The 25,976-nt window shown below is 40.1% G+C and carries 30 protein-coding genes, 1 riboswitch and 1 other annotated feature; of the genes, 26 read left to right on the forward strand and 4 right to left on the reverse strand.

Annotation, left to right across the window (positions count from 1 at the left end; genetic code table 11):
• The first annotated feature begins 87 nt into the window (after nucleotides 1-87).
• From ACXADT_RS10770 to ACXADT_RS10810, 9 genes are all read left to right on the forward strand, one after another.
• On the forward strand, nucleotides 88-2,070 hold the full coding sequence (locus ACXADT_RS10770) for a glycoside hydrolase family 15 protein (protein WP_474835229.1): 1,983 nt from the start codon (nucleotides 88-90) through the stop codon (nucleotides 2,068-2,070).
• Nucleotides 2,071-2,146: 76 nt separating this feature from the next.
• A complete protein-coding gene (gene rpmG / locus ACXADT_RS10775; protein WP_136947542.1) occupies nucleotides 2,147-2,296 on the forward strand; it encodes a 50S ribosomal protein L33 in 150 nt (49 codons plus the stop codon).
• Nucleotides 2,297-2,377: 81 nt separating this feature from the next.
• Nucleotides 2,378-2,944 (forward strand): 5-formyltetrahydrofolate cyclo-ligase, encoded by a 567-nt coding sequence (locus ACXADT_RS10780; protein ID WP_474835227.1) that lies wholly within the window; start codon nucleotides 2,378-2,380, stop codon nucleotides 2,942-2,944.
• A complete protein-coding gene (locus ACXADT_RS10785) occupies nucleotides 2,944-3,714 on the forward strand; it encodes a DUF92 domain-containing protein (RefSeq protein ID WP_474835867.1) in 771 nt (256 codons plus the stop codon). Before ACXADT_RS10780 ends, ACXADT_RS10785 begins: the two co-directional genes overlap by 1 nt.
• Nucleotides 3,711-4,307: a molybdenum cofactor guanylyltransferase gene (locus ACXADT_RS10790; protein WP_474835223.1), complete on the forward strand. Its 597-nt coding sequence runs from the start codon at nucleotides 3,711-3,713 to the stop codon at nucleotides 4,305-4,307. Before ACXADT_RS10785 ends, ACXADT_RS10790 begins: the two co-directional genes overlap by 4 nt.
• Nucleotides 4,304-5,323 (forward strand): ThiF family adenylyltransferase, encoded by a 1,020-nt coding sequence (locus ACXADT_RS10795; protein ID WP_474835221.1) that lies wholly within the window; start codon nucleotides 4,304-4,306, stop codon nucleotides 5,321-5,323. Before ACXADT_RS10790 ends, ACXADT_RS10795 begins: the two co-directional genes overlap by 4 nt.
• A gap of 101 nt (nucleotides 5,324-5,424) precedes the next feature.
• Nucleotides 5,425-5,628, forward strand: a binding site (T-box leader).
• Nucleotides 5,629-5,712: 84 nt separating this feature from the next.
• On the forward strand, nucleotides 5,713-7,098 hold the full coding sequence (gene nhaC / locus ACXADT_RS10800; protein ID WP_270179282.1) for a Na+/H+ antiporter NhaC: 1,386 nt from the start codon (nucleotides 5,713-5,715) through the stop codon (nucleotides 7,096-7,098).
• 56 nt (nucleotides 7,099-7,154) lie between these two features.
• A complete protein-coding gene (locus ACXADT_RS10805; RefSeq protein WP_270179281.1) occupies nucleotides 7,155-7,328 on the forward strand; it encodes a hypothetical protein in 174 nt (57 codons plus the stop codon).
• A gap of 40 nt (nucleotides 7,329-7,368) precedes the next feature.
• Nucleotides 7,369-8,076 (forward strand): HAD family hydrolase, encoded by a 708-nt coding sequence (locus ACXADT_RS10810; RefSeq protein WP_270179280.1) that lies wholly within the window; start codon nucleotides 7,369-7,371, stop codon nucleotides 8,074-8,076.
• A gap of 1 nt (nucleotide 8,077) precedes the next feature.
• Here ACXADT_RS10810 and ACXADT_RS10815 read toward each other — a convergent pair whose 3' ends face one another.
• Nucleotides 8,078-8,980 (reverse strand): hypothetical protein, encoded by a 903-nt coding sequence (locus ACXADT_RS10815; RefSeq protein ID WP_474835219.1) that lies wholly within the window; start codon nucleotides 8,978-8,980, stop codon nucleotides 8,078-8,080.
• Nucleotides 8,981-9,088: 108 nt separating this feature from the next.
• On the opposite strand from ACXADT_RS10815, the gene ACXADT_RS10820 reads away from it, so the two are divergent.
• From ACXADT_RS10820 to ACXADT_RS10890, 15 genes are all read left to right on the forward strand, one after another.
• Entirely contained in the window at nucleotides 9,089-10,141 is a 1,053-nt protein-coding gene (locus ACXADT_RS10820) for a M42 family metallopeptidase (RefSeq protein ID WP_474811126.1), read from the forward strand.
• Between the two features lie 106 nt (nucleotides 10,142-10,247).
• Entirely contained in the window at nucleotides 10,248-11,711 is a 1,464-nt protein-coding gene (locus ACXADT_RS10825; RefSeq protein WP_270179277.1) for a spore germination protein, read from the forward strand.
• 94 nt (nucleotides 11,712-11,805) lie between these two features.
• On the forward strand, nucleotides 11,806-12,021 hold the full coding sequence (locus ACXADT_RS10830; protein ID WP_270179276.1) for a YqgQ family protein: 216 nt from the start codon (nucleotides 11,806-11,808) through the stop codon (nucleotides 12,019-12,021).
• Entirely contained in the window at nucleotides 12,005-12,754 is a 750-nt protein-coding gene (nfsA, locus tag ACXADT_RS10835; RefSeq protein ID WP_474835217.1) for an oxygen-insensitive NADPH nitroreductase, read from the forward strand. Before ACXADT_RS10830 ends, nfsA begins: the two co-directional genes overlap by 17 nt.
• A 28-nt stretch (nucleotides 12,755-12,782) precedes the next feature.
• Nucleotides 12,783-13,748: an ROK family glucokinase gene (locus tag ACXADT_RS10840; RefSeq protein WP_474835215.1), complete on the forward strand. Its 966-nt coding sequence runs from the start codon at nucleotides 12,783-12,785 to the stop codon at nucleotides 13,746-13,748.
• 288 nt (nucleotides 13,749-14,036) lie between these two features.
• On the forward strand, nucleotides 14,037-15,920 hold the full coding sequence (locus ACXADT_RS10845; RefSeq protein ID WP_474835213.1) for an LTA synthase family protein: 1,884 nt from the start codon (nucleotides 14,037-14,039) through the stop codon (nucleotides 15,918-15,920).
• Between the two features lie 111 nt (nucleotides 15,921-16,031).
• Nucleotides 16,032-17,219, forward strand: coding sequence for a M14 family metallopeptidase (locus ACXADT_RS10850; protein WP_270179273.1), 1,188 nt, complete (start codon nucleotides 16,032-16,034; stop codon nucleotides 17,217-17,219).
• A 50-nt stretch (nucleotides 17,220-17,269) separates the two neighbouring features.
• Nucleotides 17,270-17,386: riboswitch (TPP riboswitch) on the forward strand.
• Between the two features lie 73 nt (nucleotides 17,387-17,459).
• On the forward strand, nucleotides 17,460-18,110 hold the full coding sequence (thiE, locus tag ACXADT_RS10855) for a thiamine phosphate synthase (RefSeq protein WP_270179272.1): 651 nt from the start codon (nucleotides 17,460-17,462) through the stop codon (nucleotides 18,108-18,110).
• Nucleotides 18,094-18,291, forward strand: coding sequence for a sulfur carrier protein ThiS (gene thiS / locus ACXADT_RS10860; protein ID WP_270179271.1), 198 nt, complete (start codon nucleotides 18,094-18,096; stop codon nucleotides 18,289-18,291). The genes thiE and thiS overlap by 17 nt, the downstream gene beginning before the upstream one ends.
• A complete protein-coding gene (locus ACXADT_RS10865; protein WP_474835211.1) occupies nucleotides 18,288-19,067 on the forward strand; it encodes a thiazole synthase in 780 nt (259 codons plus the stop codon). Before thiS ends, ACXADT_RS10865 begins: the two co-directional genes overlap by 4 nt.
• A 14-nt stretch (nucleotides 19,068-19,081) precedes the next feature.
• Nucleotides 19,082-20,182 carry a glycine oxidase ThiO gene (gene thiO / locus ACXADT_RS10870; protein ID WP_474835209.1) on the forward strand — a complete coding sequence of 367 codons (1,101 nt, stop codon included), beginning with the start codon at nucleotides 19,082-19,084 and terminating at the stop codon, nucleotides 20,180-20,182.
• A gap of 16 nt (nucleotides 20,183-20,198) precedes the next feature.
• Complete coding sequence (gene thiD, locus ACXADT_RS10875) at nucleotides 20,199-21,014, forward strand: bifunctional hydroxymethylpyrimidine kinase/phosphomethylpyrimidine kinase (RefSeq protein ID WP_474811135.1); 816 nt, start codon at nucleotides 20,199-20,201, stop codon at nucleotides 21,012-21,014.
• Between the two features lie 93 nt (nucleotides 21,015-21,107).
• Complete coding sequence (locus ACXADT_RS10880) at nucleotides 21,108-21,803, forward strand: ABC transporter ATP-binding protein (protein ID WP_474811137.1); 696 nt, start codon at nucleotides 21,108-21,110, stop codon at nucleotides 21,801-21,803.
• Nucleotides 21,804-21,806: 3 nt separating this feature from the next.
• Nucleotides 21,807-22,577, forward strand: a complete 771-nt coding sequence (locus ACXADT_RS10885) for an ABC transporter permease (protein WP_270179266.1) — start codon at nucleotides 21,807-21,809, stop codon at nucleotides 22,575-22,577.
• Between the two features lies 1 nt (nucleotide 22,578).
• Nucleotides 22,579-22,884, forward strand: coding sequence for an MTH1187 family thiamine-binding protein (locus tag ACXADT_RS10890; RefSeq protein WP_474811139.1), 306 nt, complete (start codon nucleotides 22,579-22,581; stop codon nucleotides 22,882-22,884).
• A 26-nt stretch (nucleotides 22,885-22,910) separates the two neighbouring features.
• Here ACXADT_RS10890 and ACXADT_RS10895 read toward each other — a convergent pair whose 3' ends face one another.
• Together ACXADT_RS10895 and ACXADT_RS10900 are read right to left on the reverse strand one after the other, a co-directional pair.
• The gene (locus tag ACXADT_RS10895) at nucleotides 22,911-23,096 is read right to left on the reverse strand and encodes a DUF2759 domain-containing protein (RefSeq protein WP_224878389.1); all 186 of its coding nucleotides are present in this window, start codon (nucleotides 23,094-23,096) and stop codon (nucleotides 22,911-22,913) included.
• A gap of 151 nt (nucleotides 23,097-23,247) precedes the next feature.
• Nucleotides 23,248-23,724: a hypothetical protein gene (locus ACXADT_RS10900; RefSeq protein WP_474811141.1), complete on the reverse strand. Its 477-nt coding sequence runs from the start codon at nucleotides 23,722-23,724 to the stop codon at nucleotides 23,248-23,250.
• 76 nt (nucleotides 23,725-23,800) lie between these two features.
• Between ACXADT_RS10900 and ACXADT_RS10905 the strand changes: the two genes are divergently transcribed.
• A complete protein-coding gene (locus ACXADT_RS10905; RefSeq protein WP_474811143.1) occupies nucleotides 23,801-24,442 on the forward strand; it encodes an MBL fold metallo-hydrolase in 642 nt (213 codons plus the stop codon).
• 3 nt (nucleotides 24,443-24,445) lie between these two features.
• Nucleotides 24,446-25,519, forward strand: a complete 1,074-nt coding sequence (locus ACXADT_RS10910; RefSeq protein ID WP_474811145.1) for an SAM-dependent methyltransferase — start codon at nucleotides 24,446-24,448, stop codon at nucleotides 25,517-25,519.
• A 47-nt stretch (nucleotides 25,520-25,566) separates the two neighbouring features.
• Here the strand turns inward: ACXADT_RS10910 and ACXADT_RS10915 are convergent, their stop codons facing one another.
• Nucleotides 25,567-25,812, reverse strand: a complete 246-nt coding sequence (locus ACXADT_RS10915; protein WP_270179261.1) for a DUF2626 family protein — start codon at nucleotides 25,810-25,812, stop codon at nucleotides 25,567-25,569.
• Between the last annotated feature and the right edge of the window lie 164 nt (nucleotides 25,813-25,976).

Genomic DNA, 25,976 nt, shown 5'->3' on the forward strand with positions numbered 1-25,976 from the left:
GGCTTTTTTTATGTTTATCTCTCGTACAAGTAATCTCTCGAAGGTTTGTGAAATACACTAAAATAGATGTGGACGAGGAGGGACAAGATGCCTAGACACTTAGTGATTGGAAACGGACAACTCTTGATCAATATGGATCAGTTCTTGCAGATCAGAGATATCTATTACCCTTATGTAGGTCAGCAAAATCATGTTCAAGGACATGCAAACAGGATTGGAGTATGGGTAGATGGGAATTTTTCATGGTTACATTCATCCGAATGGGAAATAAACCCTGATTATGACGAAGATACTCTTGTTACGTACAGTTCAGCATACCATCCTCATCTTGGATTGAAATTAATATTTGAAGAAGGTGTCCATCAGAGGGAAATGTTGATGATACGTAAGATCACGATTCAAAACTTAGAAGAAAAAGAAAAGGAAGTCCGTTTGTTCTTTCATCAAGATTTAAACATATATGAAACTGAAGTAGGAGACACGGCTTACTTTTGTCCAGACACTAAATCCATTATTCATTACAAGCGGTATCGATATTTCTTGTTTAATGGAGAGGTAGATGGTGGAGGTATCGAGCAATATACAACAGGGGTCAAACGATTTCAATCTGCAGAAGGTACGTGGCGCGATGCAGAAGATGGTCACCTCCATGTGAATCCGATCGCACAAGGATCTGTTGATAGTACATTTTCGCTTGAAACGAAAATTGCTGCTAACTCTGAAACGACTGCCTATTATTGGATGACAGTCGGCAGAACGAAGGAAGAAGTTAACAACCTACATGCGTATGTGAGTGAAATCGGAACTCGTTTAACGGTTGAGAAAATCCGAATGTATTGGAACAGATGGGTAAACAAATCAGTTATTCCTGAATCTGATCTAAGTCCTCATCTATTATCTCTATATAAGAGAAGTCTTCTTATCGTTCGTACTCAAACTAACCAGAACGGAACAATCATCGCTGCTAATGATTCTGATATCCTTCATTATAATCGCGATCACTACAGCTATATGTGGCCGAGGGATGGGGCATTGATAGCCGCTTCATTATCTAAAGCAGGTTATCACGGCATGGTCTCAAATTTTTATAGATGTTGTGCTGAGCTGTTGTCCGTTGATGGCTACCTTCATCATAAGTATAATCCAGATGGATCGGTTGGTTCGAGCTGGCATCCTTATATCGATCTAAAAGGATCTCCGCAGCTTCCTATTCAAGAAGATGAGACGGCTCTTGTTCTGTGGGCCTTTTGGGAGCATTATCAATCAACGGGAGATATCGAGTTTGCTCAATCACTTTATAAATACCTTATTCGGCCTGGTGCTAGATTTCTGCTCGATTATATGGATGAATCGCTCAGTTTACCTCACCCTTCCTACGATCTATGGGAAGAGCGTCTAGGTGTGTTTAGTTTCACTGCAGCAGCAACGTATGGTGGGTTAATGGCCGCATATTCATTTGCGACACTATTTGGTGAAGACGATCGTGCAGAGAGTTATTTTGCAGGTGCAGAGAAAATTAAAAAAGGAATCGAAAAACATTTTTACGATGAAGACCGCTCGTGTTTTATTAGGGGGATTTATACAAATAGTGAAACAGGGGAGATAACGAAAGATTATACGATCGAGAGTAGTGTATTTGGATTATTTGCATTTGGAGTACTACCGCCTGATGATCCGAGGATTGTTAGAACAATGGAATTAATAGAAGAGCGCCTTTCTGTAAAAACATCCGTCGGTGGAATAGCTCGCTACGTAAGTGATTATTACTTTCAACAATCACAAAACGTAGAAGAGGTACCGGGAAACCCTTGGATCATTTGCACATTATGGATGGCGAAGTGGAAAATCGCAAAAGCAAATTCGGTCGAGGAGTTAGCCCAAGCAAAGGTACACCTTGAATGGGCACACCAGCACTCCTTATCAAGTGGCATATTGCCTGAACAAGTCAATCCCTATACAGGAAAGCCGCTCTCGGTTGCTCCGCTTACGTGGTCACACGCTACGTATGTTGATGTAGTCAAGGATTATATAGAAAAATATAAAGTTCTCTCAGCACTAAAAACAACTTGATAGAACCATATTTGTTTGTTATCATAATAAAGTATGTTGTTAAATGAACAGTTTGATAGGATTTGGAGGGATATTCATGCGCGTACAAATTACATTGGCTTGCACTGAAACTGGCGATCGTAACTACATTACAACAAAGAACAAACGTACAAACCCAGATCGTCTTGAACTTAAAAAATATAGCCCAAGACTAAAGAAACACACGTTACATCGCGAAACAAAGTAAGCAGTAGGTTATCCTACTGCTTTTTTATTTGTCTTCTTTCCCTTACACTGATAGTAACGATCATATAGAGGAGAGGTAATGATGCAAACAAAGCAAATGTTGCGAACCAATATGAAAAGCCGTCTAAAGGAAATGACAAACAAGGAAAAAGTAGAACTTGATGACCGGATCCTCGAAAACCTTTTTACATATGATCCCTATAAAGAAGCAGAGACAATCGGACTAACAGTTGCAATGAAAAATGAAGTGAATACGAAGAAAGTTATTGAACATGCGTGGTCAGTTGGGAAGAAAGTTGCTGTACCGAAATGCCATCCAGAGGATAAGTCGATGACATTCCGCTACTTAAACAGTTGGGATGAATTAGAAACAGTGTATTTTGGTTTGAAAGAGCCTAAACCCGAGCTTACAAAAGCTTGTGAGCCAAAGAACATTCAGCTATTGGTCATACCGGGATTATTGTTTGATGAGAGCGGTTACAGGATTGGATTCGGAGGAGGCTATTATGACAGGTTTTTGCAGCAATATGATAATCAAACCGTGTCATTAGCATATAGCATTCAATTAGTCGAGAAATTACCTGTCGAGCCTTTCGATCTTCCAGTTGAAACACTCATTACAGATAAAAAGATTTTACGCTTCACATGATGCTCCTTTATTTCATCGTTATTCTTTTGACAGGTGTCGTTGGCTTGAAGATGGGAGCATTGACTAGAAAAGGTACTGTTGCCGCTATATTCACCGGAAATGCCATCGCATATGGTTTTGGTTGGAAAGGGTTAGTGTTACTAGGGGTTTTTTTTGGAACTTCTACACTATGGAGTAAGTATAAACAAGATCGAAAGCAAGAAACAGAACGAATCGTTGTAAAGGGTTCAGCGAGAGATGAGTACCAAGTGTTAGCTAACGGAGGAGCAGCAGCATTTGCAGGTGTTATGATGGCAATGTTTCCTTCTCTATGGTGGATTGCTTTTTTTATTTCAGCTCTTGCTGCATCAAATGCAGATACGTGGGCATCAGAGCTCGGCGTACTCGGAAAGAGAGACCCATACCATATCCTCAAGTTACGTACTGTACCTAGAGGCACCTCTGGGGCAGTGAGTATGCCTGGTTTACTAGCATCATTTCTTGCTTCACTACTAGTAGCGGGAGTCGGCTTCTTTCTTTTTGATCTACCATTCACACTTTTTCTTGTGATCACTGGTGCTGGAGTGCTGGGTAGTATGATCGACACCATAATCGGTGCAACCATTCAGGAAGAGTTCTATTGTGAGACATGTTCTCTCAAAACTGAACGCACCGTACACTGTGGGGTTGGCACCACAAAGATAAAAGGAATTAGTGGAATAAATAACGATGTCGTTAACATGGTTTCCTCTCTATGTGGAGGCATAGCTTGTGGAGTGTGGTTCCTATGAAAGCATGTGGTGTATTGTTAGCAGGAGGAGAATCACGAAGGTTTGGTCACGATAAAGCTTTTGTCCAATACCAAGGTTCACCTTTCTATAAGACAATCGTCAATGAGTTAACGAAACATGTGCATAAATGTCTCATCGTTACAAAGCCAGAGCTTATGGCGAGATTCGAATCGGAAGAGCATGCAGATATTATTGTGGATGATCGGAGATTTAAAGGGATGGGCCCACTAGCAGGTCTTATTTCTGCGATGGGTGTAATAAATGCAGACTACTATGTTGTGGTTGCTTGTGACATGCCACTCGTTACTGCAGATCTTTTTTCTAAACTTATACAAGAGGCAAAACACCATCCGGAAGCTGATGCCATTATCCCTATTGCTAATGGTCGTATACAGCCGCTTTGTGCATTGTACAAATACACTTGTAAGGACAGCATCGAAAATGAATTACTACTAGGCGATAAACGAGTGATGGCTGCACTTAAACAGCTTAAAGTACGACATGTGATGATTGAAGATAAATACCTTGAATCCTTTACGAACGTGAATACCATAGAAGAATATATGTTAATCCGAAAGGGGCCGAATCAATGAGTCAGTACCAGCGTTATTCACGTCAGATGTTATTTTCACAAATTGGAGAAGAAGGACAGAAGAAATTTGGGGACACAAGTATTCTCATAGTTGGAATGGGCGCGTTAGGAACTGCTATAGCTAATCATATGGTAAGAGCAGGCATTGGCAAAGTTCGAATCGTTGACCGTGATTATGTAGAGAAGAGCAACTTACAACGTCAGATGTTATTTGACGAGGATGATGTTGAAGCTACTTTGCCAAAAGCTGTTGCAGCGAAACGAAAGCTTGAAAAAATGAACTCTGAGGTGACGATCGAAGCCATTACGGCTGATGTAAACGCGTCAAATATTCTTGAACTAATGGAAGAGATCGATATGGTGATGGATGGAACGGATAATTTCTCTACGCGCTTCTTACTCAATGATGCCGCATTCAAACAAGGAATTCCTTATGTTTATGGAGGTGCTGTTAGTTCTCGTGGAATGACCGCTCTCTTCATACCTGGTGAAACCCCTTGCTTGAGATGCTTTATTCAAGACGCCGGAGGGACTACTGGTGAAACATGCGATACGATTGGTGTTATCTCGCCAATTGTAGATATTATCGCTTCTTATCAAGTGACAGAGGCGATGAAATACATTGTAGGTGCTTATGAGAAATTAAATCGTTGTTTACTGACAGTAGATATATGGAATAATCACACGTATTCCATGAAGTATTCTTCGCCGAAAACAGACTGCCCTGCTTGCCAAAAGAAAGAGTTTCCAGCATTACAACATGGTGCAGCCAGTGAGGTTGCTTCCTTATGTGGTAGAGAAACGATACAGATCAATCTTGAGAAGGCGTTTGATCTGAAAGAGTGGTCTCTTAAACTCGAAAAAGTTGCTAAAGTAAAGAAAACGCCGTTCTTACTCAAAGCAGAGCTAGAAGAAGGTGAGCGGTTGGTCATATTTCCTGATGGGCGAGTGCTCGTTCAAGGAACAAGCGATAGTGGGCGGGCTAAAGCTCTTTATTCTAGGTATATCGGCATGTAACACAGCACCAGTTCTCACTGGTGCTTTTTTATATGTCTTGACAGACTAAAGAATTAGGTATAAAATAACGGTATTACTTAAACGCACAAAAGCATAAAAGTGGAAAAGTTATGAATCAGTCGAGTAGCTTGTGAAATAGCAGCATCAGAGACCCGGTGGAAGGTGTGAATCGGGGCAGTCAGAAAGTGAACTTACAGCTGAGGAACTAGGTAGTAATACCCGGCATTCCAGTCGATATTATGGAGCTTAAGAGGACAGCATATGCTGTTAATTAGGGTGGTACCGCGAGACAATTCGTCCCTTCTTTATAGAGAAGGGATTTTTTTATGGAAAAATAGAGATAGGACAAACTTATTAATAGTCATCTAAGAAAAAGGGAGAGTTAAACTGTGAAAAAATTATCATTTTCATCTGCGCTCATCGTCATTTCATTACTTATGGGCTGGATGCTTTTCAGTATTATCATTATGAAGGTAGAACCACACATGCCTCTTTTAGTTGGAATTGTAGGGACTAGTCTTTTTGGTCTTTTAAGGGGAATCAAGTGGGAATCCATTGAGAAAGGCCTGCTAGAAAGTATTACAACTGGATTAAAACCTGTTTTGATCTTATTTATTGTGGGAATGATGATTGCAATCTGGATGCAAAGCGGGACAGTTCCTGCACTGCTCTATGGAGGACTGAAGTTTATACAACCTGAATGGTTTTTAATTAGTGCTTTATTAATTACAATTATTGTTTCGAGCTTCACGGGTAGTTCATTTACAACAATCGGTACGATAGGTATTGCTATGATGGGAATTGGAACAGCGATGGGAGTCAATCCAGCTCTAGCAGCAGGAGCCGTTATATCTGGTGCTTGTTTTGGAGATAAGATGTCTCCATTATCAGATACGACAAACTTCGCTCCTGCTGTGTCTGGTGTCAATCTATTTACGCATATAAGACATATGATGAATACGACTATTCCTGCCATCATCGTGACGATTATCTTTTTCTTCATCATGAGCAATCAATTTTCCGCTTCTGTTGATCCAGAAGATTTATCGAAATCTCTTTCCGTGCTATCGAGTGAGTTTAACCTTACGTTTTGGACATTATTACCTCCATTGGTAGTTCTCATTCTAGCTCTTAGACGTGTTCCTGTATTATTAACGTTAATTTCTGGTTTGATTGCAGGGATTCTAGTTGCGATTGGAGCACAAGGAGTCTTTTCTGCAACAGCGATCTTGAACACGATGCAAAATGGATTTGTACTTGAAACATCGAGTGAGCTAGTTAATGGAATTATTAACAGAGGTGGCTTACAATCGATGATGTGGAGTGTTTCCTTAATTTTACTTGCTCTTGCACTAGGTGGTGTACTGCAAGTATTAGGAATTATTCAAGCGCTCATGACGGGGCTTACAAAATTATTGAATCGCAAAGGACATTTGATCTCAGCAACTGCTGGTTCTTCTATCGGGGTCAACTTATTAACGGGAGAACAATATTTATCAATCTTGTTACCAGGCCAAACCTTTGAGCCGTTCTTTGATAAGGCTGGTATCGATCGAAAGTACTTATCGAGAACGCTAGAAGATGCTGGAACACTTGTGAACCCCCTCATTCCTTGGGGAGTTTCTGGCGCATTCTTCGCAGAAACACTAGGTGTTTCTGTACTGAGCTATTTACCGTTCGCTATTTTCTTATGGCTCTCTCCGATATTTACGATCGTGTTAGGATACGTAAACGATATGCGCTTTCAAAAGTCTAATACGCTCCAAAATGGATAAAACAACACCCTCCTGTAAACAGTATTAGTAACATACTGTTTACAGGAGGATATACCATGAAACTATCTAGATTGATCTTGTTGCTATCGTTTGTAATCGTTATTTATGAATACCGTTATAGAATAGTAAACAGCTTACTTGGCATTGCGATGGTAAGACGTTTCGTAGTAGGAAACTCTTTGAAGATACCAGGTGTTCGCAAAAAGCTGTTCTCTTCGTTTTTATCTTAAATCTCTGCCATCTGGCGGAGGTTTTTTAGGTGGTGGAAACATGTATTGGACACATATTTATTTTGATTTAGATAATACCCTCTATGATCACGAGAAAGCTTTTCGTAAAACAATACTGCATTGTGCTGATGAAATGCTTACTAGAAAAAACGCATCTGTTTCTCCTGATAAGTGGTTTGATGTTTTTAAACATTACTGTGATGAATATTGGGAGTACTATGAATCTGGACAGTGGACGAGAGAAACGTATCAGATCAATCGCTTCCAAGCTGCTAATAAGACATTCGATATCTCAACATTTAATGAGGAAGCACTCATCTTTCAAGATCAATATGAAGCCAACGTAGCAGCATTCGCAGAATTATTTCCAGGTGCAGAAAGACTTCTAAATGAACTCTCAGATCAACATGTACGCTTAGGTATCATAACGAACGGTTCTAATGAGGTTCAGCGTTCAAAAATCAAAGAGTTACGATTAGATACATGGTTCAAAGATGAAAATATTTATATTTCTGAACAAGTTGGTATTGCAAAACCAGATCTTCAACTCTTCTACTATGCTAAAGAAACGAAAGGAAACTACTTATATATTGGAGACTCCATGAGTCAGGACATCAATCCCGCTATAGAAGCTGGATTTGATGTCATCTACTTTAATTCAAGACAAACGGCTTCAAAATCAATAGACAAAGCTGTACCTGAGGTGATTAGCTTTCAAGAACTTTCAACTGTGATAAAGAAATATTAAGCTAATTCTTATCAGGCTCTCTAATGATAGGTTTATTAAGATATTGTATGAGCTGAACATTTTTACCACTTTTCGTTTGATAAAGCACTAATAAATATGGTGATTCTTTGTGAAGGAGGATATATGGAATCGTACTTCCTATAGGAGTTTCAAATTCACCTTCTTCTGGTTGAATCCCAAGAAAATAGTATTTATATAACCCCTCCCATATTCCTCCGATCGCATCTACCGACTGTGCCTTTGTTAGACCAGGTAGAGGAGAATCTTGATAGTTGTGCAATTTTGTTAATGGAATTATATAATAATCACTTGGATTCACCTGAAACTGATTGAGTAATGATTTAAATACGATCTGTGCCTGTTGTGAAGTGGCGTGATCTAAGAGTTTCTTCCACTCTTCCTCCTCGCTGCTGGTTGGAACTGTGAAGGATTCGAGTGGTGTCATCGGAGAATCAATCACATAGAGTTGATCATAGCTCATCGCTTGTGCGCTTTTAATAACATCATTAGGGTAATGAATCTCACCATAATGGTACGAGATCGCTTCGTAATGACCGCTATCTTCACTCTTAACTTTTTTTCGATTGGTAAGCTTTTTGGCATTTTCTTCCCACTTGGACATCGTTTCTAATAAGCGTCCTTCTTCATACAGTAATGTGATGTCCTGCCTGAGGTATGCTGTTTCACTCAAATTTGATTCTGTTTTCAAGCTTAGCGTGTATTCATCTTCATCTTCCTGCGTTAAGATGGAAAGAGAGGTTTGTGATGACTCAAACGTTGTGTTTGGATCAGGAGGAAAATAAGTGAATGTTTCCCTCACTGGATTACTGTTTGTGTTTACGAGGATGAGTGCAAAAAAACCTATCATACTAAGCATGATGATATAATGTATTTTCTTAATCATCCTGAACCTCCAAAATTAATAAGCTTGTCATCATACTATGATGGAATGTTGATTTTTAGTAGAGTAAAAAGCATGACGATTATTGGGATAGGAAAGGGAGTATTCGAAATGGGTAATCAATTTAATGCAGATGAATTATTGAAAACGACAGAGGAACTAGTCAGTATCCCTAGTCCATCAGGATATACAGATGAAGTGATCAGCTGGGTTGAAGGAAGACTGCAAGAATTAGGGATGTCCTGCAGGAGAAATAATAAAGGTGGCCTTCTCACAACGATTGAAGGAAAAGACACGACGAAACATCGGATGCTAACTGCTCATGTTGATACTTTGGGGGCGATGGTAAAAGATATTAAGAGCGATGGTCGACTCCAATTATCTTTAATCGGAGGTTTTCGTTGGAATGCCATCGAAGGGGAATATTGTGAAATCATTACGTCCTCTGGTAAGAGGTATACTGGAACGATCTTACTTCATCAAACATCTGTCCATGTGTATAAAAATAACGGTGAAATTAAAAGAGACGAGAAAAACATGGAAGTTAGATTGGATGAGCAAGTACACTCTAAAGAGGATGTATTGAATCTCGGAATCAGCGTAGGAGACTTCACATCGTTTGACCCTCGCGTTCAAATAACAGAAAGTGGATTCATTAAATCAAGGCACCTAGATGACAAAGCGAGCGTTGCTTTGCTTCTAGCAACGATTAAGAAGGTTAAAGAAGAAGAGATAACCCTACCTTATACGACACATTTTCTTATCTCTAACAATGAAGAAATAGGCTACGGTGGAAACTCAAACATTCCTCATGAGACGATTGAATACATAGCAGTGGATATGGGGGCTTTGGGTGATGGACAATCGTCAGATGAATATACGGTTTCCATTTGCGCAAAAGATTCAAGCGGTCCCTATCATTATCGCCTTAGAAATCAATTAGTGAATTTAGCAGAGTCTTTCGATATTGACTATAAAGTAGATATCTATCCATATTACGGATCAGACGCATCCGCGGCTATACGTGCAGGAGCAGATATTCGACATGCTCTTATCGGTCCAGGAATCGATGCGTCCCACGCATATGAGCGCACCCACAAATCATCCATGCTTCACACAGCAGAATTAATATATCGATACATCCAGTCTTCGATGATCGATTAAGAAAATCAGCCCTTTCGGCTGATTTTTTTTGTGCCCAATTATTCTCCATGTATGCACAATATGGTATTGGTTAATGATGGATATATGGATATGAGGAGGGGGACGTATGTCTGAGGATAAAATTAAAAACCCAGTAACGAAGTCATTTGCAGATAACGTGAACTATTTACATAAAGAGCTCGGTGTCGGAAAAAGCTTTGATGTTATTCAGCTTGACTTACAATACGCAGGTAGAAGCATGGCGATGTTTTTAATAGATGGCTTTGTGAAGGATGATATTCTACATTACTTGATGAAATTACTTTCGCAGTTAGATCCAGATCAGCTTGAGCCAGATCCACTAGAAAAGTTGATGCAGGTTCACTTACCCTACGTAGAAATTGATAAACAGAATGATCTTGATGCGGTAATCGATCAGGTGTTATCAGGCCCTACTGCTCTAGTAGTAGATGGGATCGATGAAATCATTATGATTGATGCTAGAACTTACCCAATAAGGGGTCCTCAGGAACCAGACTTAGAAAGAGTAACAAGAGGCGCAAGAGATGGGTTTGTTGAAACAATCGTATTCAATACTTCGCTAACAAGAAGAAGAGTGAGAGACAAAACGCTCAGGATGGAGTATATGCAGGTTGGAAGGCGTTCTAAAACAGATGTCTGTATCAGTTATATAGAAGATATCGCGGATCCTTCAATTGTGAAACGAATTAAAGATTCTTTAGAAAAAATTGATACAGATGGCATTCCGATGGCTGAGAAGACCATTGAGGAGTTTATCTGTGGTCGTCCATTGAATCCCTACCCTCTCGTAAGGTATACAGAACGCCCAGACACTGCAGCTGTACATCTTTATGAAGGACATGTTTTGATTTTCGTAGATGGTTCTCCTAGTGTATTGATCACACCAACTACGTTTTGGCATCACCTTCAACACTCGGAGGAATACAGACAAAAGCCGTTAGTGGGTGCGTACCTAAGACTGATTCGCTTTTTTGCTGTTTGGCTAGGTATTTTTATCTTGCCGTTATGGTATTTGTTTGCATCGAACCCTGAATTACTCGGTGAAAACTTGCAGTTTATTGGAACTGAAGATACAGGTACCATACCGATCTTCCTACAATTCTTAATGATTGAGATCGGACTCGATATTTTAAGGATGGCTACGATTCACACCCCTTCTTCACTTGCTACAGCCCTTGGTCTTGTAGCTGCCATCCTTATCGGACAGGTTGCGGTTGAAGTTGGTTTATTTATCAATGAAGTCATTCTATACTTAGCATTAGCTGCGATGGGTACATTCGCTACACCTTCTTATGAATTGAGTCTTGCGAACCGTATCGTCCGAATTGGATTGTTGATTTTGACTGCCGCTTTTGGAGTAGTTGGATTTTCGATTGGAATCACGCTATGGATTCTGCTGCTCATTCGCACAAAATCATTCCATATTCCCTATCTATGGCCGTTCATTCCGTTTTCTTACCGTGCATTTCGAGATGTTATCCTACGTTCTCCAATGCCGATTAAGAACAGAAGACCAACCGTACTGCATCCGAAAGACCCAGATCGGTGATAATTAGGCATTCTCTTAAGAGAGAATGCCTTTTATTTGTGCGGAATCATTTTACTTGAGGGTGTGGATTGCTATAATAAAACTGGTGAGTAAAATGAAAAAAACAGTCTTTGAAGTACAACAGCTCCTAAAAAGGTTCGGAATGTTCGTCTATACTGGGAACAGACTAGGAGATCTTGAACTGATGGAGGAAGAATTACACGAGTTATATGACATGAAAATGATTGATCAAGATTTGTATCTCGAAGCAAGAATGATACTTAAAGCTGAAATGACTAAAGAGAGGGACAAATATGAATCAAACAATTGAAACACTACTAGAACACCGTTCTATCAGAGCATTTGAAAACAAACCTTTAACAGAAGAACAGATCTACACCATTGTACGATCGGCTCAAGCTGCCTCGACTTCTAGCTATATTCAAGCGTATTCAATCATTGGGGTCAAAGATGAGATGAAGAAGAAAAAGCTAGCAGAATTAGCGGGTAATCAGAGTTATGTTGAAAAGAATGGTCATTTCTTTGTCTTCTGTGCTGACTACAATCGCCACCATGAAGCAGCGAATCTTCATAACATAGATGTAACAGAAACAACTGAATCAACCGAGAAATTTATGGTTGGCTTGATCGATGCGTCATTGGCTGCTCAAAATGCCACGATCGCTGCTGAATCTATGGGTCTAGGCATATGCTATATCGGCGGGCTTCGAAATTCACTAAGTGAAGTAAGTGAGCTTCTAAACCTTCCTTCCAAAGTGATTCCTTTATTTGGTCTTTGCGTAGGTTTTCCAGAACAAACACCAGATAAAAAGCCGCGATTGCCCTTGCGAAATGTTTATCACGTTGACGAATACGAACCTAACAAACAAGCGTTCATAAATGGATTGAAGGAATATGATGAAACAATTTCTTCTTATTATGAAGAGAGAACACAGGGGCAGCGTAAGGCTGGGTGGACTTCTCTCATGGCAAATAAGTTAGCAAATCCCGTTCGAACTTATATGAAAGAGTTTCTACAGAAAAAAGGTTTTCCGTTAAAATAAGACAGAGAGAAAAAGGTGGATGATGATGGTGGAAAAGAAATGGTTTATCGGAGTGGACCTTGGAGGCACAACAATAAAATTAGCATTTATTAATTATTATGGGGAAATACAGCATAAATGGGAGATTCCTACTGATAAAAGTGAAGAAGGGCGTCATATAACGACACATATCGCTAGAGCTTTGGATGATAAGATGGAAGAATTGGGCTTACCGAATAGTCATTTTATCGGAATCGGTATGGGAGCCCCTGGCTTTATTGAAATGGAAACTGGATTTATTTATCATGCGGTGAACATCGGCTGGAGAGATTTTCCTTTGAAAGACAAGCTTGAGATGGAAACGGGGCTACCAGTAATCATTGATAATGATGCCAACATAGCTGCTCTTGGTGAAATGTGGCGAGGAGCAGGAGATGGAGCAAGAGATCTCTTATGTGTAACCCTTGGGACTGGGGTAGGTGGAGGAATTATCTCTGGTGGAGAAATTATTCATGGAACGAATGGTATGGCTGGAGAGATTGGTCATATTACATCGATCGTTGATGGTGGCGTTCAGTGTAACTGTGGAAAGAAAGGGTGTCTAGAAACGATTGCATCTGCTACCGGTGTTGTCAGAACAGCGCTCGAAACGATGGATGAACATCCAGAAGGATCCTTACATAAAATAAGCGGAGAAATTACGGCACGTGACGTTTTTGACGCGTATCGAGCAGGTGATGCTCATGCAACAGAAGTCGTAACCTTCACTACATCTCATCTAGGACTGGCGATCGCTAACCTTGCGAATGCTTTAAATCCGTCGAAGATCGTGATAGGCGGAGGCGTGTCTAAAGCAGGAGATACATTGCTTTTACCATTAAAAGAAGAATTCGATAAATTTGCACTTCCACGTGTAAAAGCAGGTGCTGATTTTGCGATCGCAACGTTAGGAAATGATGCTGGCGTCATTGGTGGCGCTTGGTTAGTCAAGACGAAGCTTATGCAAAAGTCCTGATAAAACATGTTTAATCCTTAACATTACCGGGAATTAATGAGGTCTGAACAATAAGACCTCTTTTTTTTATGTAAAATAACCCAAATTGAAACTTTTTATTCGGATGAATCGTTATTATTAGTAGGGAAAAGACAAGTTTTTAAATGAAAACGCAGATTTTGGAGGAAAATAAGGAGAAAAGGTAGTTGAATTATTTCCAAAAACGTACTATCATATCGTTTATGTATGGTTGATAACGAAACAGATGGTAGCTCTTTCCTTATAGCCAACTAAGGAGGTACTAAGTAAATGATGAAAAAGCTACAAAACAAATATTCATTTTTCTTTATTGTAGCAATTATGCTTTGGATTAAAACGTATTTTGTATATGAATTTGCTTTTAACATTGAAACAGAGAATAAAATGGAAGGGATTATCCTCTTTCTGAATCCATTAAGCTCTATTCTATTGTTCCTAGGTTTTGCTTTATTCGCATCTCCTAAGTATAGAAACAGAGTTCTACTAATAATCGATTTCATTGGTTCTTTCATATTATTCGCTAACGTCGTTTATTATCGTGAGTTTACAGACTTCATCACGATCCCATTGTTATTCCAAACAAATAACATGGGTGAACTTGGAAACAGTATTACGGAGCTCGTAAGAGGATATGACTTCTTCCTCTTCCTTGATATCATTGTGTTAGCTGTTTACCTCATGGTACGTAAGACAAAAAAATTTGAAGTGAAGAAGAAAGAAATCGCTATTGTTTTCGCAAGTGCAATTGCGCTTTTCGCAGTCAACGTAGGTCTTGCAGAGACAGAACGTCCACAGCTGTTAACACGTACATTTGACCGTGAAATGCTTATTAAATATATCGGAACATTTAACTACCATGTTTACGATGCTGTTCTCCAGTCTAAAGCAAAAGCGCAGCGTGCTTTTGCAGATGGCAGTGAGATTGTGGATATTGAAAACTATGTCAAAGCCAATCACGTCGAACCAAACCCAGAAATGTTTGGAAAAGCAGAAGGTAAAAACGTTATCCTCGTTTCACTCGAATCTACACAAACCTTCGTTGTTAACGAAGAAGTAGATGGTAAGGAAATCACACCTTTCCTTAATGATCTAATTGAAGATAGCTATTATTTCCCTAACTTTTATCACCAAACAGCACAGGGGAAAACATCTGATTCAGAATTTATTGTTGAAAACTCCTTGTACGGACTTCCAAGTGGAGCGGTTTTCTTTACACATTCTGGAAATGAATACAATGCTAGCCCTGAGGTTTTAAGTGAAGAAGGTTACTACAGTTCAGTGTTCCACGCAAACAACAAGAGTTTCTGGAACCGTGATGTTATGTATGATGCTCTTAAATATGACAAGTTCTATGACATCAATGATTTTTCTGTAACTCCTGAAAACTCGATCGGGTGGGGACTGAAAGATGAGTACTTCTTTGATCAGTCGATTAAATATTTGAAGACAATGCCTGAACCTTACTATGCAAAGTACATCACGCTCACAAACCATTTTCCTTTTACACTTGAAAAAGAAGATGAGTACATTCCAGAGTGGACTTCTGATGATGGAACAGTGAATCGTTTCTTCACGACTGTAAGATATCAGGATGAAGCTCTTAAGAAGTTTTTCGAACGCATGAAAGAAGAAGGGCTATATGAAGACTCAATCTTCGTATTGTATGGAGACCACTATGGAATTTCTCAGAACCACAACAAGGCAATGGGAGAATTCCTTGGTAAAGAAATCACGCCATTTGAGACCACTCAATTACAACGAGTACCATTAGTCGTTCATATTCCTGGTCAAGAAGGGGAAGTGATGGAACAGGTAAGCGGTCAAATTGACCTGAAACCAACTATTATGCACCTTCTCGGAATCGAAACCAAAGATATGATTAAGTTCGGTAACGATTTATTCGCAGAAAAGCAAGATAACTTTACAATTCTTCGTGACGGAAGCTTTATCACCGAAGACCACCTTTATACCAATAACGTTTGTTATGACAAAGAAACTGGAGAGGAAACGGATAAAGCTGCCTGTGAACCATACATGGAGAAAGCTAAAACGGATCTTGCCTATTCCGATAAAATCGTCTACGGCGATCTGCTTCGTTTCTTTGGTGAAAACAACGAACAACCCACTGATGAAAGCGAAAAAACAGAACAGTAAGTAAAGAACCATGCCCACAGGGCATGGTTCTTTTGTTTTGGTTTATTAGCATACTACGATGAGCTCTCTACATAGCATAGTATGAAGGCTTCTAGGGTGGAGGGATTGGATATGAGAGTAAGAGTGAAGAGTGGAGATACAATGTGGAAGTATAGCAGAGTATTTCAAATACCAATGCAGCTTATCATCGATAGCAATGAAAGCGTTGATCCAAATCGGCTAGTCATAGGAGATATGATCAATATACCTGGCTACGTAACGAAAAGCTATACGATACGAAAGGGAGATACGCTCTGGAGTATAGCTTTGTGGTATGACGCGCCTCTGGATGGAATCTTACTCATTAATGATGCCAATCCTTTCGCGTTACAAGTTGGAGAGAAAGTAAACGTCCCCATTCGAATGATTTGGCCTCTTGTGAATCCAGAGCAAAATTATACTTATGAAACGATGGTAAAAGATATACAAAAGCTGTTAGCTGTTTATCCGTTTATAAAACGGTCTGTTATCGGTGAGTCTGTTATGGGGAAGCCTATTCCGGAATTACGAGTAGGCGTGGGTTCCAAGAAAGTCCATATGAATGGGGCCTTTCATGCAAATGAATGGCTGACAACAGCCCTATTGATGAAGTTATTAAACGATTACTTAATGGCACTTACGAACACTCAGGTGCTAAGTGGTGTTTACTTGCCACCTCTTTACGATTCTACGTCCCTTTCAATTGTTCCGATGGTAAACCCTGATGGAGTAAACTTGGTCATTGATGGCTTGCCAGAAGAAGAGCCATATCGCACGTTAGCGAACGATCTAAATAATGGGAGTGGAGACTTTAATCGCTGGAAAGCGAACATACGAGGTGTAGATTTAAATAATCAGTATCCTGCTAAATGGGAAATAGAGGCAGAACGGAAGCCGAAGAAACCATCACCGAGAAATTTTCCTGGTTATGAACCTTTAAGTGAGCCTGAAGCAATTGCAATTGCAGAACTCTCACAACGTAGGAATTTTGACCGAGCACTTGCATTCCATTCTCAAGGAGAGGTCATCTTTTGGGGATATGAAGGTCTTGAGCCGCCTGAATCTGAAGTTTTAGTAACTGAATATTCAAGGTTGAGTGGCTATCGCCCGATTCGCTATGTTGATAGTTTTGCAGGCTATAAAGATTGGTTTATTCAAGATTTTAGAAGACCAGGCTTTACAGTAGAGATAGGAAAGGGAGAAAACCCGCTTCCTATAAGTCAATTTGGTAAGATTTATAACGATACGATAGGGATATTTCTATCCTCTCTCTATATGTAATTTACTTGTCATCATTATGATTGTTTGCCATAATGAAAGAGAACTGAATAGTTGTTGACTAGGGGTGCCTACGTATTCGGGTAGGCTGAGAATAGGAAACCAATACTTTCTATACCCTTGAACCTGATCTGGTTTATACCAGCGTAGGGAAGTCGGTAGAGGTATTTAATATGATAACTGCCCTCATTCCATACGCGGAATGAGGGCTTTTTATATTTTTCTGAGAAAGGAAGGATAAAAATGAAAGATTTTAACCTATATGTTATAACCGGTGAAGAATTTCATCCTGATAGAAGTTTATATGATGTGATGGAGGAGGCAATGTTAGGCGGAGCTGAGATTATCCAACTTCGTGATAAGCACAGTAGCAAGAAGGTGATTTTGGAAAAAGCCAGGATACTCCGTGAATTGACAAGTAAGCACAATGTAACGTTTATCGTTAATGATCATATTGATGTTGCACTGGCTGTAGATGCAGATGGTGTTCATCTAGGACAGGATGATCTACCGATAAGCGTAGCAAGACAAATTATAGGTACGGATAAAATCATAGGAATCTCTACCCACAAGATAGAGGAAGCGCGCCTTGCAGAAAAAGAGGGTGCGGATTATATAGGAGCTGGACCTGTTTATAAAACGAATAGTAAAAGCGATGTGGTCGATCCAGTGACTACAGCTTACATTAAAGCCGTTGCATCAGAAATTACCATACCGTTTGTTGCAATAGGTGGGATCAAGCTCCATAACGTGGAGGAAGTTTTGAGTGCTGGTGCGTCCCGAATATGTGTAATTAGTGAGGTTGTAGGTAGCTCTAACGTTCAAGGTACTAGTGAAGCATTCATTGATAAGATTATTCGTTCAAAGGAGGTGAATCATGAGACTGCATATTAATGGCGAAACGTATGACCTTGAAGTAGCGACTATGGCGGATGTGGTTCATCACTTCCAGTTACAAAAAGGTTTGGTAGCGACTGAATTAGATGGAACGATTATAGACCGTGACCGTTGGGACGATACGGAGCTAAGAGATGGCATGAAAATTGAACTTGTTCAATTTGTGGGAGGTGGATGAATATGAACGATGTACTAACAATCGGTGGAAAACAATTCGACTCTAGATTGTTCCTAGGAACAGGGAGGTATCCAAATCCCTTCGTACAAAATCAGGCAATCGAAGCTTCAGAGGCTGAAGTATTAACCTTTGCAATCAGGAGAGTCAATTTGAACTCTCCTGACGAGGACGCGATTCTTCAGCACTTGGGTGACAAAACGTTTCAATACTTGCCCAATACATCTGGTGCTACATCTGCTGAGGAAGCGGTAAGAATCGCTAAATTAGCTAGATCTTCAGGGTTGAGCAACTGGATAAAGATTGAAGTGAGCAGAAATGATAAGACGCTATTGCCAGATCCAATCGAAACAGTAAAAGCGACAGAGATCTTAGCGAACGATGGATTTGTAGTCTTACCATATACATCGGATGACCCAGCATTGTGCTACAGGTTACAGGAAGCTGGAGCAGCTGCAGTCATGCCCGGCGGGTCTCCCATCGGAACTGGGCTAGGAATATTGAATCCATATAATATCGAACTCATTACAGAGGAGTTGACGGTTCCTGTCATCGTTGATGCGGGACTAGGTAGCGCAGCAGATGTAACAAAGGCGATGGAGCTTGGTGCCGACGGTGTGCTGTTAAACACGGCAATAGCAAAAGCAAGAAATCCGGTCAAGATGGCTGAAGCAGTAAAACACGCGATTAAGGCGGGAAGACTTTCTTATTTATCAGGTCGAATACCTAAGAAAAAGTATGCCACTGCGAGTAGTACGATAGACTATATTTCGAAGTAGAAGGGTGTTGTAACATGGCTAGCGTTTCAATAGTTGGTGGAGGTGTCATCGGCCTGTCGATCGCTTATGAGTGCAGGAAACGAGGATTTGAAGTTACCGTAATTGAATCGGGAGTATGTGGTGGACAAGCATCTGGTGCTGCTGCTGGGATGCTTGCTCCTTATTCCGAGATAACTGAAGACCCTGATGATTTCTTTAAATTATGCCAAAGAAGTCTTAATCTATACCCTGATTGGGTCGAGCATATCATGCAATCATCGAATGAATCATTTGAATTTAGCAATTGTGGAAGCCTTTATGCTATTTTTCATGAAGCCGAACTCCTTTCGCTAGAAGCAAAGAAACGGTGGCAAAGTGAATATGGAATACAATCCTACTTGTTATCAGGAGATGAAGCTAGAGAAAAGGAGCCTTTACTCTCTGACGAAGTATACGCTGCACTTTGGTGCCCTGCTGAAAGTCATATCTATGCACCGGGATATGTAAAAGCATTGATTCAAGCATGCAGAAATGCTGGTGTTAGCATCATAGAACATGCTGGCGAGGCAGAGTTAGTAGATGGTGAGCCTCACCTCGTTAGCACAGATAAAGGTTTGATAAAAGGTGACTTTATTGTGCTTGCAACCGGAGCATGGTCACAGAACTGGGAAAAAGGACTAAATTGCTCATTACCTGTTTTTCCGATCAGAGGACAGATTTGTGCATATGATGGCCCATCATTAAGTCATATCGTGTTTACCAGTCAAGGTTATTTTGTTGGAAAAGAGAACGGAACGCTAATTGCAGGTGCTTCTGAAGATATTGCCGGTTTTGACACTAGTGTTACGGAGCATGGGATAAACCGTTTAGAATCTTGGAGTAAAAAAGTGTTACCTGATCTAAGGGAAGAACGACCGTTTCATAAATGGGCAGGGTTAAGGCCAGCCTCACAGGACGGTTTTCCGATCATAGGAAAGGTTATTGAAAAACCATCAATCCTCATAGCATCAGGACATTACCGTAATGGAATATTACTCAGTCCAGTAACGGCTGAAATCATCGCAAATGAAATCGAAGAAATGCCTCAAGAAATTCCAATCGAGAGCTTTAGACCGGAACGGTTTCAGTTCGTTTAGAAAGGAATGAAAGGAAATGTATAAAGTACTTACGATTGCAGGGTCTGATAGCGGAGGGGGAGCTGGGATTCAGGCTGATCTAAAGACGTTTCAAGAGAGAGATGTCTACGGGATGAGCGTTATAACTGCACTAACTGCCCAAAACTCTCTAGGTGTTCATGGCATCTATCCACAATCTTTAGAAGCGATATCGAAACAAATCGACGCAGTATTATCGGACATCGGAGCGGATGCGATCAAAACAGGGATGCTCTTTTCTGCAGAAATCATCCAAACCATTGCTTTGAAATTGAAAGAGTACAACATAACGAACCTCGTGATCGACCCTGTCATGATTGCAAAAGGAGGTTCGACGCTTTTAGAAAAAGAAGCAGTTGAGTCATTAAAAACAGACCTATTGCCGTTAGCCTCCGTTATTACTCCAAATATTCCTGAAGCTTCGGTGTTACTGAACGGTATGGAAATTCAAACGATCGAAGACATGGAAAAAGCGGCAATGGAACTGACTAACTACGGATGTCAAGGAGTGTTAGTCAAAGGTGGCCATATGAATGGGAAGGATTCTGTAGATGTTCTTTACGTAGATCAAAAATACTATTACTACGAATCTAAAAGGATCGACACGAAACACACTCATGGTACCGGCTGTACCTTTTCGGCTTGTATCGCAGCAGAACTTGCAAAAGGAAAGTCCATTTCTGAGTCTGTATCCGTTGCGAAAGAATTTATTACTTCTGCGATACAGCATTCCCTTCCTCTAGGTAGTGGAATCGGTCCTACTAATCATGCTGCTTATCGAATAAATCAAAGCGTTGATACCCACTCCTATTGAAGTGGGTATTTTTATTGAACCCTTATAACTGGTGAATAGAAACTGGATATGTTATAAACGATAATGATAACTCTATTGAAGAAAGGTCAAGTAATGAAACCAATAATCGCTGCAAAGAATGTGAGAAATGAACGTGTGAAGAATGTTGATTTTGAACTGATGGAAGGAACGTTAACTACGGTTATTGGACCTTCAGGTTCTGGGAAGAGTAGTTTACTCATGCTATTGAATCGCCTAACGGATCCTGAAGAAGGTGAAATTTCCTACAAAGGGAGGCCGATGGCTGACTATCCGATTGACGAATTAAGAAGAAAAGTGGGGATGGTGTTTCAGCAAGCTAACTTATTCGATGGTACCGTTGAGGATAATTTGAAGTTCGGTCCTTCACTAAAAAAGGATTGGGATTCCAAACTTGGCGTTTCTCTATTACAAAAAGTCCATCTACCTGAGGACATGCTAACGAAAGATGTTGAACATCTTTCTGGTGGGGAACAACAAAGAGTAGCGTTAGCTAGGACGCTTGCTAATGATCCTGATGTGCTATTACTCGATGAAGCAACGAGTGCGCTAGATATGAGAACAGTCGAACTAATAGAAGAATTATTAGATTGCCTCGTAACTGAAGAAGGGAAGACAATCGTAATGATCACGCATGATTTGAAACAGGCGAAAAGAATTGGGACGTACACCCTCTTTATGAATGAGGGAAGTCTTGAGGAAAAAGGGAACTCTAAAGAGTTATTTAATAATCCGACTTCTGAAGCTCTTATGAGATTTCTTGAGGGTTAAGGTATGACAGAGATATCAAATTTGTCCCTTCTCACCATGATTATTTTTGTAATGATACCTGTCTCAATGTCATATTATTTCTCGCTCGGAATAAGTAAATCAGCGATATGGTCATCTTTTCGAGGGGTCGTTCAATTATTTCTGATCGGTTATGTTCTTACTTTATTGTTCTCATTAGAAGACTGGCAAGGTGTAGGCTTATGGGTAACCGTCATGCTTGTGATTGCCTCGTTGCAGGCAGCTAAGCGAGGTAAGGGTGTTCCTTTTGCCTTTACGCTATCGTTTGTTTCTCTATTGATTATTGAGGTTTTCGTCCTTTCCGTTTGGATTGTATTCGATATTATCCCATTCAAATCAGAACAGGTTATTCCGATGAGTGGTATGATCATTGGGAACAGTATGGTAGCTACAGGGCTTGCATTTGAGAGAATGAAAAATGAATTCAATGACGGCAGGGGTAAAATCCTCGCAGCATTATCATTAGGAGCTAAGCCAGCAGAGGCGTCCAAAATGATTATACGAAAAACAATCAGAGCATCAATGATTCCGAACGTAGATACACTGAAAACAATCGGGTTGGTTCAGCTCCCCGGAATGATGACTGGACTTATTTTAGGTGGAGCTTCTCCAATAGATGCGATTAGGTATCAAATCGTTGTATCCATAAGTATCTTTTCGTGTGTTTCAATATGTGCAATGATTATATCGCTTGTTACATATAGATTTTTCTTTAACAATGATATGCAATTACAAACTCTTGGAGGAGGAGATTGATGTGGCAATTGTAGATGTAACAGTTATTCCAATTGGAACCAAAGAGCCAAGTGTTAGCAAATATGTGGCTGAGGTCCAAAATATCCTAGATTCTTATACAGATCGGATTAGTTACCGTTTGACACCTATGAGTACACTGATCGAAGGTGAGTTGTCAGATCTATTAGAGGTCATTCAAGCGATCCATGAATCACCATTTCAACAAGGGATCGAAAGAGTAGCAACAAATATTCGAATAGACGATCGAAGAGATAAGAAGGTTAAGATGGAAGATAAACTAGCGTCAGTAAATAGACATAGAAACTAAAAAAAAACAGCCAAATGGCTGTTTTTTTAGTGGCCTCCGCCGCCTCCAGATCCGAAGAGAACATCGATCATTGTAGCAACGGTAAATGCGCCAAAAACTAGAACAGTTAAACCTGCAAAGGCAAGGCCCATAAAGTTTTTTTCACGAAAGGAACGTAATAAGCCCCAAACAGAAAATAACGTGACGAATGCAAAAATAATTGCTAAACCCATCCGGAATACCTCCTTATCCATGCAATCATTATCAGTATACCCTTAATTTAGGATGATATGGCATGGTTAAATCTGAACAAATTTTAACTTTAATGGATATGTACATAAGTCCTTTATTATTTTAACCGTTTTCTTATGATTTGTCGAGGCGTCATTCCTTCAAAAATGTTAGCTCGATTTGGTAAGCCCTTGCGATGCCTTCCATCAACTCTTTTTGCATAACGTCTACATAAAACACATTGTTGTCAGAAGCAATGAGATGTTCTTCAATTTGGAGAAGCGCCATTTCAATTTGTTCTTCATCCCCTCTTTCAATAGAAAATGCTGTTACCATATCTTCGTATAAATAATGCCTGTTGTTTTGAGAAGTAAATCCATAGTCAGGTAGTTGAGGGGTCGTTCTACATGATTCGGATAACCTGATGAGCGTATATGTTTCACCAAATGCATGTTTTGAGTCATAGAATTCTGCTAGCAAGCTAGCTTCTTCTTCATGAGATACAATGACGAGCTTTCCATCACGGTCGATCGCATGAACGAGTTCACCTGTTTTTTTTACAAGCTGAGAAATGAGACCTGGCAAAGCACCAGAAGGAGGGATCAATTCGACTCCATAAACGATAGACATCTCGTACATCTCCTTTTAAATCGAGTTTTTTATAGTGTAGAATAAGTAACATAAACTTTCAATGGAGGCGATTTGAATGAATTGGAAACAGATAGCGGTTGGTCCTGTACAGGCTAACGCAGCAATAGTATGGAACGAAAAGAAAGAAGCTCTCATCATCGACCCAGGAGCAGAAGGGCGTAAGATTTCAGGAGAAATTGAATCTCTAGGACTGAAGCCTATTGCAGTGTTACTCACGCATGCTCATTTCGATCATATCGGAGCAGTTGATTTTATTCGCAACCAATATCGTATTCCGGTCTATTTACACAAAGCGGAAGCGAAGTGGCTTGAAGATCCGAAATTGAATGGTTCTTCACTGTTCCCAATGGTAGAAGATATCGTCGCGAAACCAGCTGACAATCTTATTCAGCAAGAACAATCGTTAACTGTCGGATCGTTTAGTACTGATATATATGAAACACCGGGACATTCTCCAGGGAGTGTATCTTTTCATTTCAAAGAGCTTGGCGTTGTGTTTTCAGGAGACGCACTTTTCCAGGGAAGTATCGGCCGTACGGATCTTCCATTAGGAAACCATGAGCAGTTGATCGAGAGTATACATAGCCGTCTTCTAAAGTTGCCTGAGAGTACGATTGTAGCGTCAGGTCATGGTCCTGCTACGACAATCGAGGACGAAATGATGAATAATCCGTTTTTAAATGGTTTTACCCTATGAGATATGTCAATTTTAACTAAGATTAAGTCAGAAATAGCTAACTCTACTGAAAAAGCAATCTCTTATGAACGGTTTATGGAAATAAGCTTGTACGACGAAGAAGGGTATTATGGAACTAACCGTAAAAAGACTGGTAAAGCAGGAGATTTCTACACTTCTCCTGGGGTACATGAGGTATTTAGTCGTGTTATGGGAAGAGCTCTTGCAACAGCGATTGAAACAGATGTACTACATCCCTCAATCGTTGAGATTGGAGCAGGAGAAGGTGAATTTCTGCTCTCATGCCTTGATGAGATACAATCGTTCGATAAGGAACTGTACAAACGTCTTACGTACTATGTAGTCGAGACAAGTCCATATCATAGAAAAATCATTGAGAATAAAACGAAGAACCTCGATAAAGTTATGGTTTACAGCTCGATCGAAGAGTTAAAGAGCGCACTCAAATCATTCGAAGGCATCATCTTTTCAAATGAGTTACTAGATGCTTTTCCAGTCAGAGTGGTTGAGAAAAAGAACGGGATGTTGTACGAAGTTCTAATTGGGCTATCCGAGATTGATGGAAAGTTAATCGAGGTATACAAACCTTGTACAGATTCAGCTATCTTAATTTGGATAGAAAACTATGGCTTCCTAATGAACGAAGGGCAAAGAATAGAGGTCCCTCTTTATATGATGAGTTGGTTTATCTCCATTGCTAATTGGATGAAGAAAGGGCGAATCTATACGATCGATTACGGCTACACAGATGACGAGTGGAATCATCCAGCAAGAAGCTCAGGGAGCTTAAGAGGTTATTATAAACATCAGCTCGTTCAAAACCCTCTAGAAAATATAGGTGAAATGGATTTAACGACTCACATACCGTTAGATGCTTTGAGGAGGATCGGTGAAGAACATCATTTTAGATGTCTTGAATGTGAGGTACAGGGGCGCTTTCTCGTTAATCATGGCCTGCTGGATTTCGTTGAAGATAACCGAGAGAATGATCCATTTTCCCCTGTACACAAAAAAAATAGAGCTGTAAACTGGCTGTCACAAATGAATCAATTTCAGGTTGTCGTGCAGCAAAAGTAAGCAACGAAAAAGACGATGCACATGCATCGTCTTTTTCGTTGCTTTAATTAATGACCGCCAGAGCCTGGTGTCATCATAAACACTGACCAGTAGGAAAAACCGACCATAAATAACGTTAAGTATACACCGAAAATATAAAGATAAGTACGTTCAGTTAAGTTCAAAAGACTTAACGCAAAAAACATGCCGGCCTGACCAAGGAAAAGCAGTCCGACTACAGGCATACCACCGACAAAACCCATCAGTGAGAAGATACCTGTCCAGAAAGCCAATACTTTGTACATTCTAGGCATAAGAAGTTCCTCCCTTGCTCGTTCATTCCCATACATATCGTATTATATATGAGTTGTTGATAAAAAGTAAATGCTAGCCTCATGGCAAATTTGTGTCGAGTACATCCTACCCTTGTAAAGGGTTCCAATTTATTATCCCAAATCGTTATTAAAATTACAAATCA

The sequence above is a fragment of the Anaerobacillus sp. ABR4_321 genome (assembly GCF_056158505.1).

Bases quoted from the DNA above. Each gene is read 5' to 3' on its own strand.
- ACXADT_RS10770 (WP_474835229.1), top strand. From the start codon at position 88: ATGCCTAGACACTTAGTGATTGGAAACGGACAACTCTTGATCAATATG.
- rpmG (WP_136947542.1), top strand. From the start codon at position 2,147: ATGCGCGTACAAATTACATTGGCTTGCACTGAAACTGGCGATCGTAAC.
- ACXADT_RS10780 (WP_474835227.1), top strand. From the start codon at position 2,378: ATGCAAACAAAGCAAATGTTGCGAACCAATATGAAAAGCCGTCTAAAG.
- ACXADT_RS10785 (WP_474835867.1), top strand. From the start codon at position 2,944: ATGCTCCTTTATTTCATCGTTATTCTTTTGACAGGTGTCGTTGGCTTG.
- ACXADT_RS10790 (WP_474835223.1), top strand. From the start codon at position 3,711: ATGAAAGCATGTGGTGTATTGTTAGCAGGAGGAGAATCACGAAGGTTT.
- ACXADT_RS10795 (WP_474835221.1), top strand. From the start codon at position 4,304: ATGAGTCAGTACCAGCGTTATTCACGTCAGATGTTATTTTCACAAATT.
- ACXADT_RS10805 (WP_270179281.1), top strand. From the start codon at position 7,155: ATGAAACTATCTAGATTGATCTTGTTGCTATCGTTTGTAATCGTTATT.
- ACXADT_RS10810 (WP_270179280.1), top strand. From the start codon at position 7,369: ATGTATTGGACACATATTTATTTTGATTTAGATAATACCCTCTATGAT.
- ACXADT_RS10815 (WP_474835219.1), bottom strand. From the start codon at position 8,980: ATGATTAAGAAAATACATTATATCATCATGCTTAGTATGATAGGTTTT.
- ACXADT_RS10820 (WP_474811126.1), top strand. From the start codon at position 9,089: ATGGGTAATCAATTTAATGCAGATGAATTATTGAAAACGACAGAGGAA.
- ACXADT_RS10825 (WP_270179277.1), top strand. From the start codon at position 10,248: ATGTCTGAGGATAAAATTAAAAACCCAGTAACGAAGTCATTTGCAGAT.
- ACXADT_RS10830 (WP_270179276.1), top strand. From the start codon at position 11,806: ATGAAAAAAACAGTCTTTGAAGTACAACAGCTCCTAAAAAGGTTCGGA.
- nfsA (WP_474835217.1), top strand. From the start codon at position 12,005: ATGAATCAAACAATTGAAACACTACTAGAACACCGTTCTATCAGAGCA.
- ACXADT_RS10845 (WP_474835213.1), top strand. From the start codon at position 14,037: ATGATGAAAAAGCTACAAAACAAATATTCATTTTTCTTTATTGTAGCA.
- ACXADT_RS10850 (WP_270179273.1), top strand. From the start codon at position 16,032: ATGAGAGTAAGAGTGAAGAGTGGAGATACAATGTGGAAGTATAGCAGA.
- thiE (WP_270179272.1), top strand. From the start codon at position 17,460: ATGAAAGATTTTAACCTATATGTTATAACCGGTGAAGAATTTCATCCT.
- thiS (WP_270179271.1), top strand. From the start codon at position 18,094: ATGAGACTGCATATTAATGGCGAAACGTATGACCTTGAAGTAGCGACT.
- ACXADT_RS10865 (WP_474835211.1), top strand. From the start codon at position 18,288: ATGAATATGAACGATGTACTAACAATCGGTGGAAAACAATTCGACTCT.
- thiO (WP_474835209.1), top strand. From the start codon at position 19,082: ATGGCTAGCGTTTCAATAGTTGGTGGAGGTGTCATCGGCCTGTCGATC.
- thiD (WP_474811135.1), top strand. From the start codon at position 20,199: ATGTATAAAGTACTTACGATTGCAGGGTCTGATAGCGGAGGGGGAGCT.
- ACXADT_RS10880 (WP_474811137.1), top strand. From the start codon at position 21,108: ATGAAACCAATAATCGCTGCAAAGAATGTGAGAAATGAACGTGTGAAG.
- ACXADT_RS10885 (WP_270179266.1), top strand. From the start codon at position 21,807: ATGACAGAGATATCAAATTTGTCCCTTCTCACCATGATTATTTTTGTA.
- ACXADT_RS10895 (WP_224878389.1), bottom strand. From the start codon at position 23,096: ATGGGTTTAGCAATTATTTTTGCATTCGTCACGTTATTTTCTGTTTGG.
- ACXADT_RS10900 (WP_474811141.1), bottom strand. From the start codon at position 23,724: ATGTCTATCGTTTATGGAGTCGAATTGATCCCTCCTTCTGGTGCTTTG.
- ACXADT_RS10905 (WP_474811143.1), top strand. From the start codon at position 23,801: ATGAATTGGAAACAGATAGCGGTTGGTCCTGTACAGGCTAACGCAGCA.
- ACXADT_RS10910 (WP_474811145.1), top strand. From the start codon at position 24,446: ATGTCAATTTTAACTAAGATTAAGTCAGAAATAGCTAACTCTACTGAA.
- ACXADT_RS10915 (WP_270179261.1), bottom strand. From the start codon at position 25,812: ATGCCTAGAATGTACAAAGTATTGGCTTTCTGGACAGGTATCTTCTCA.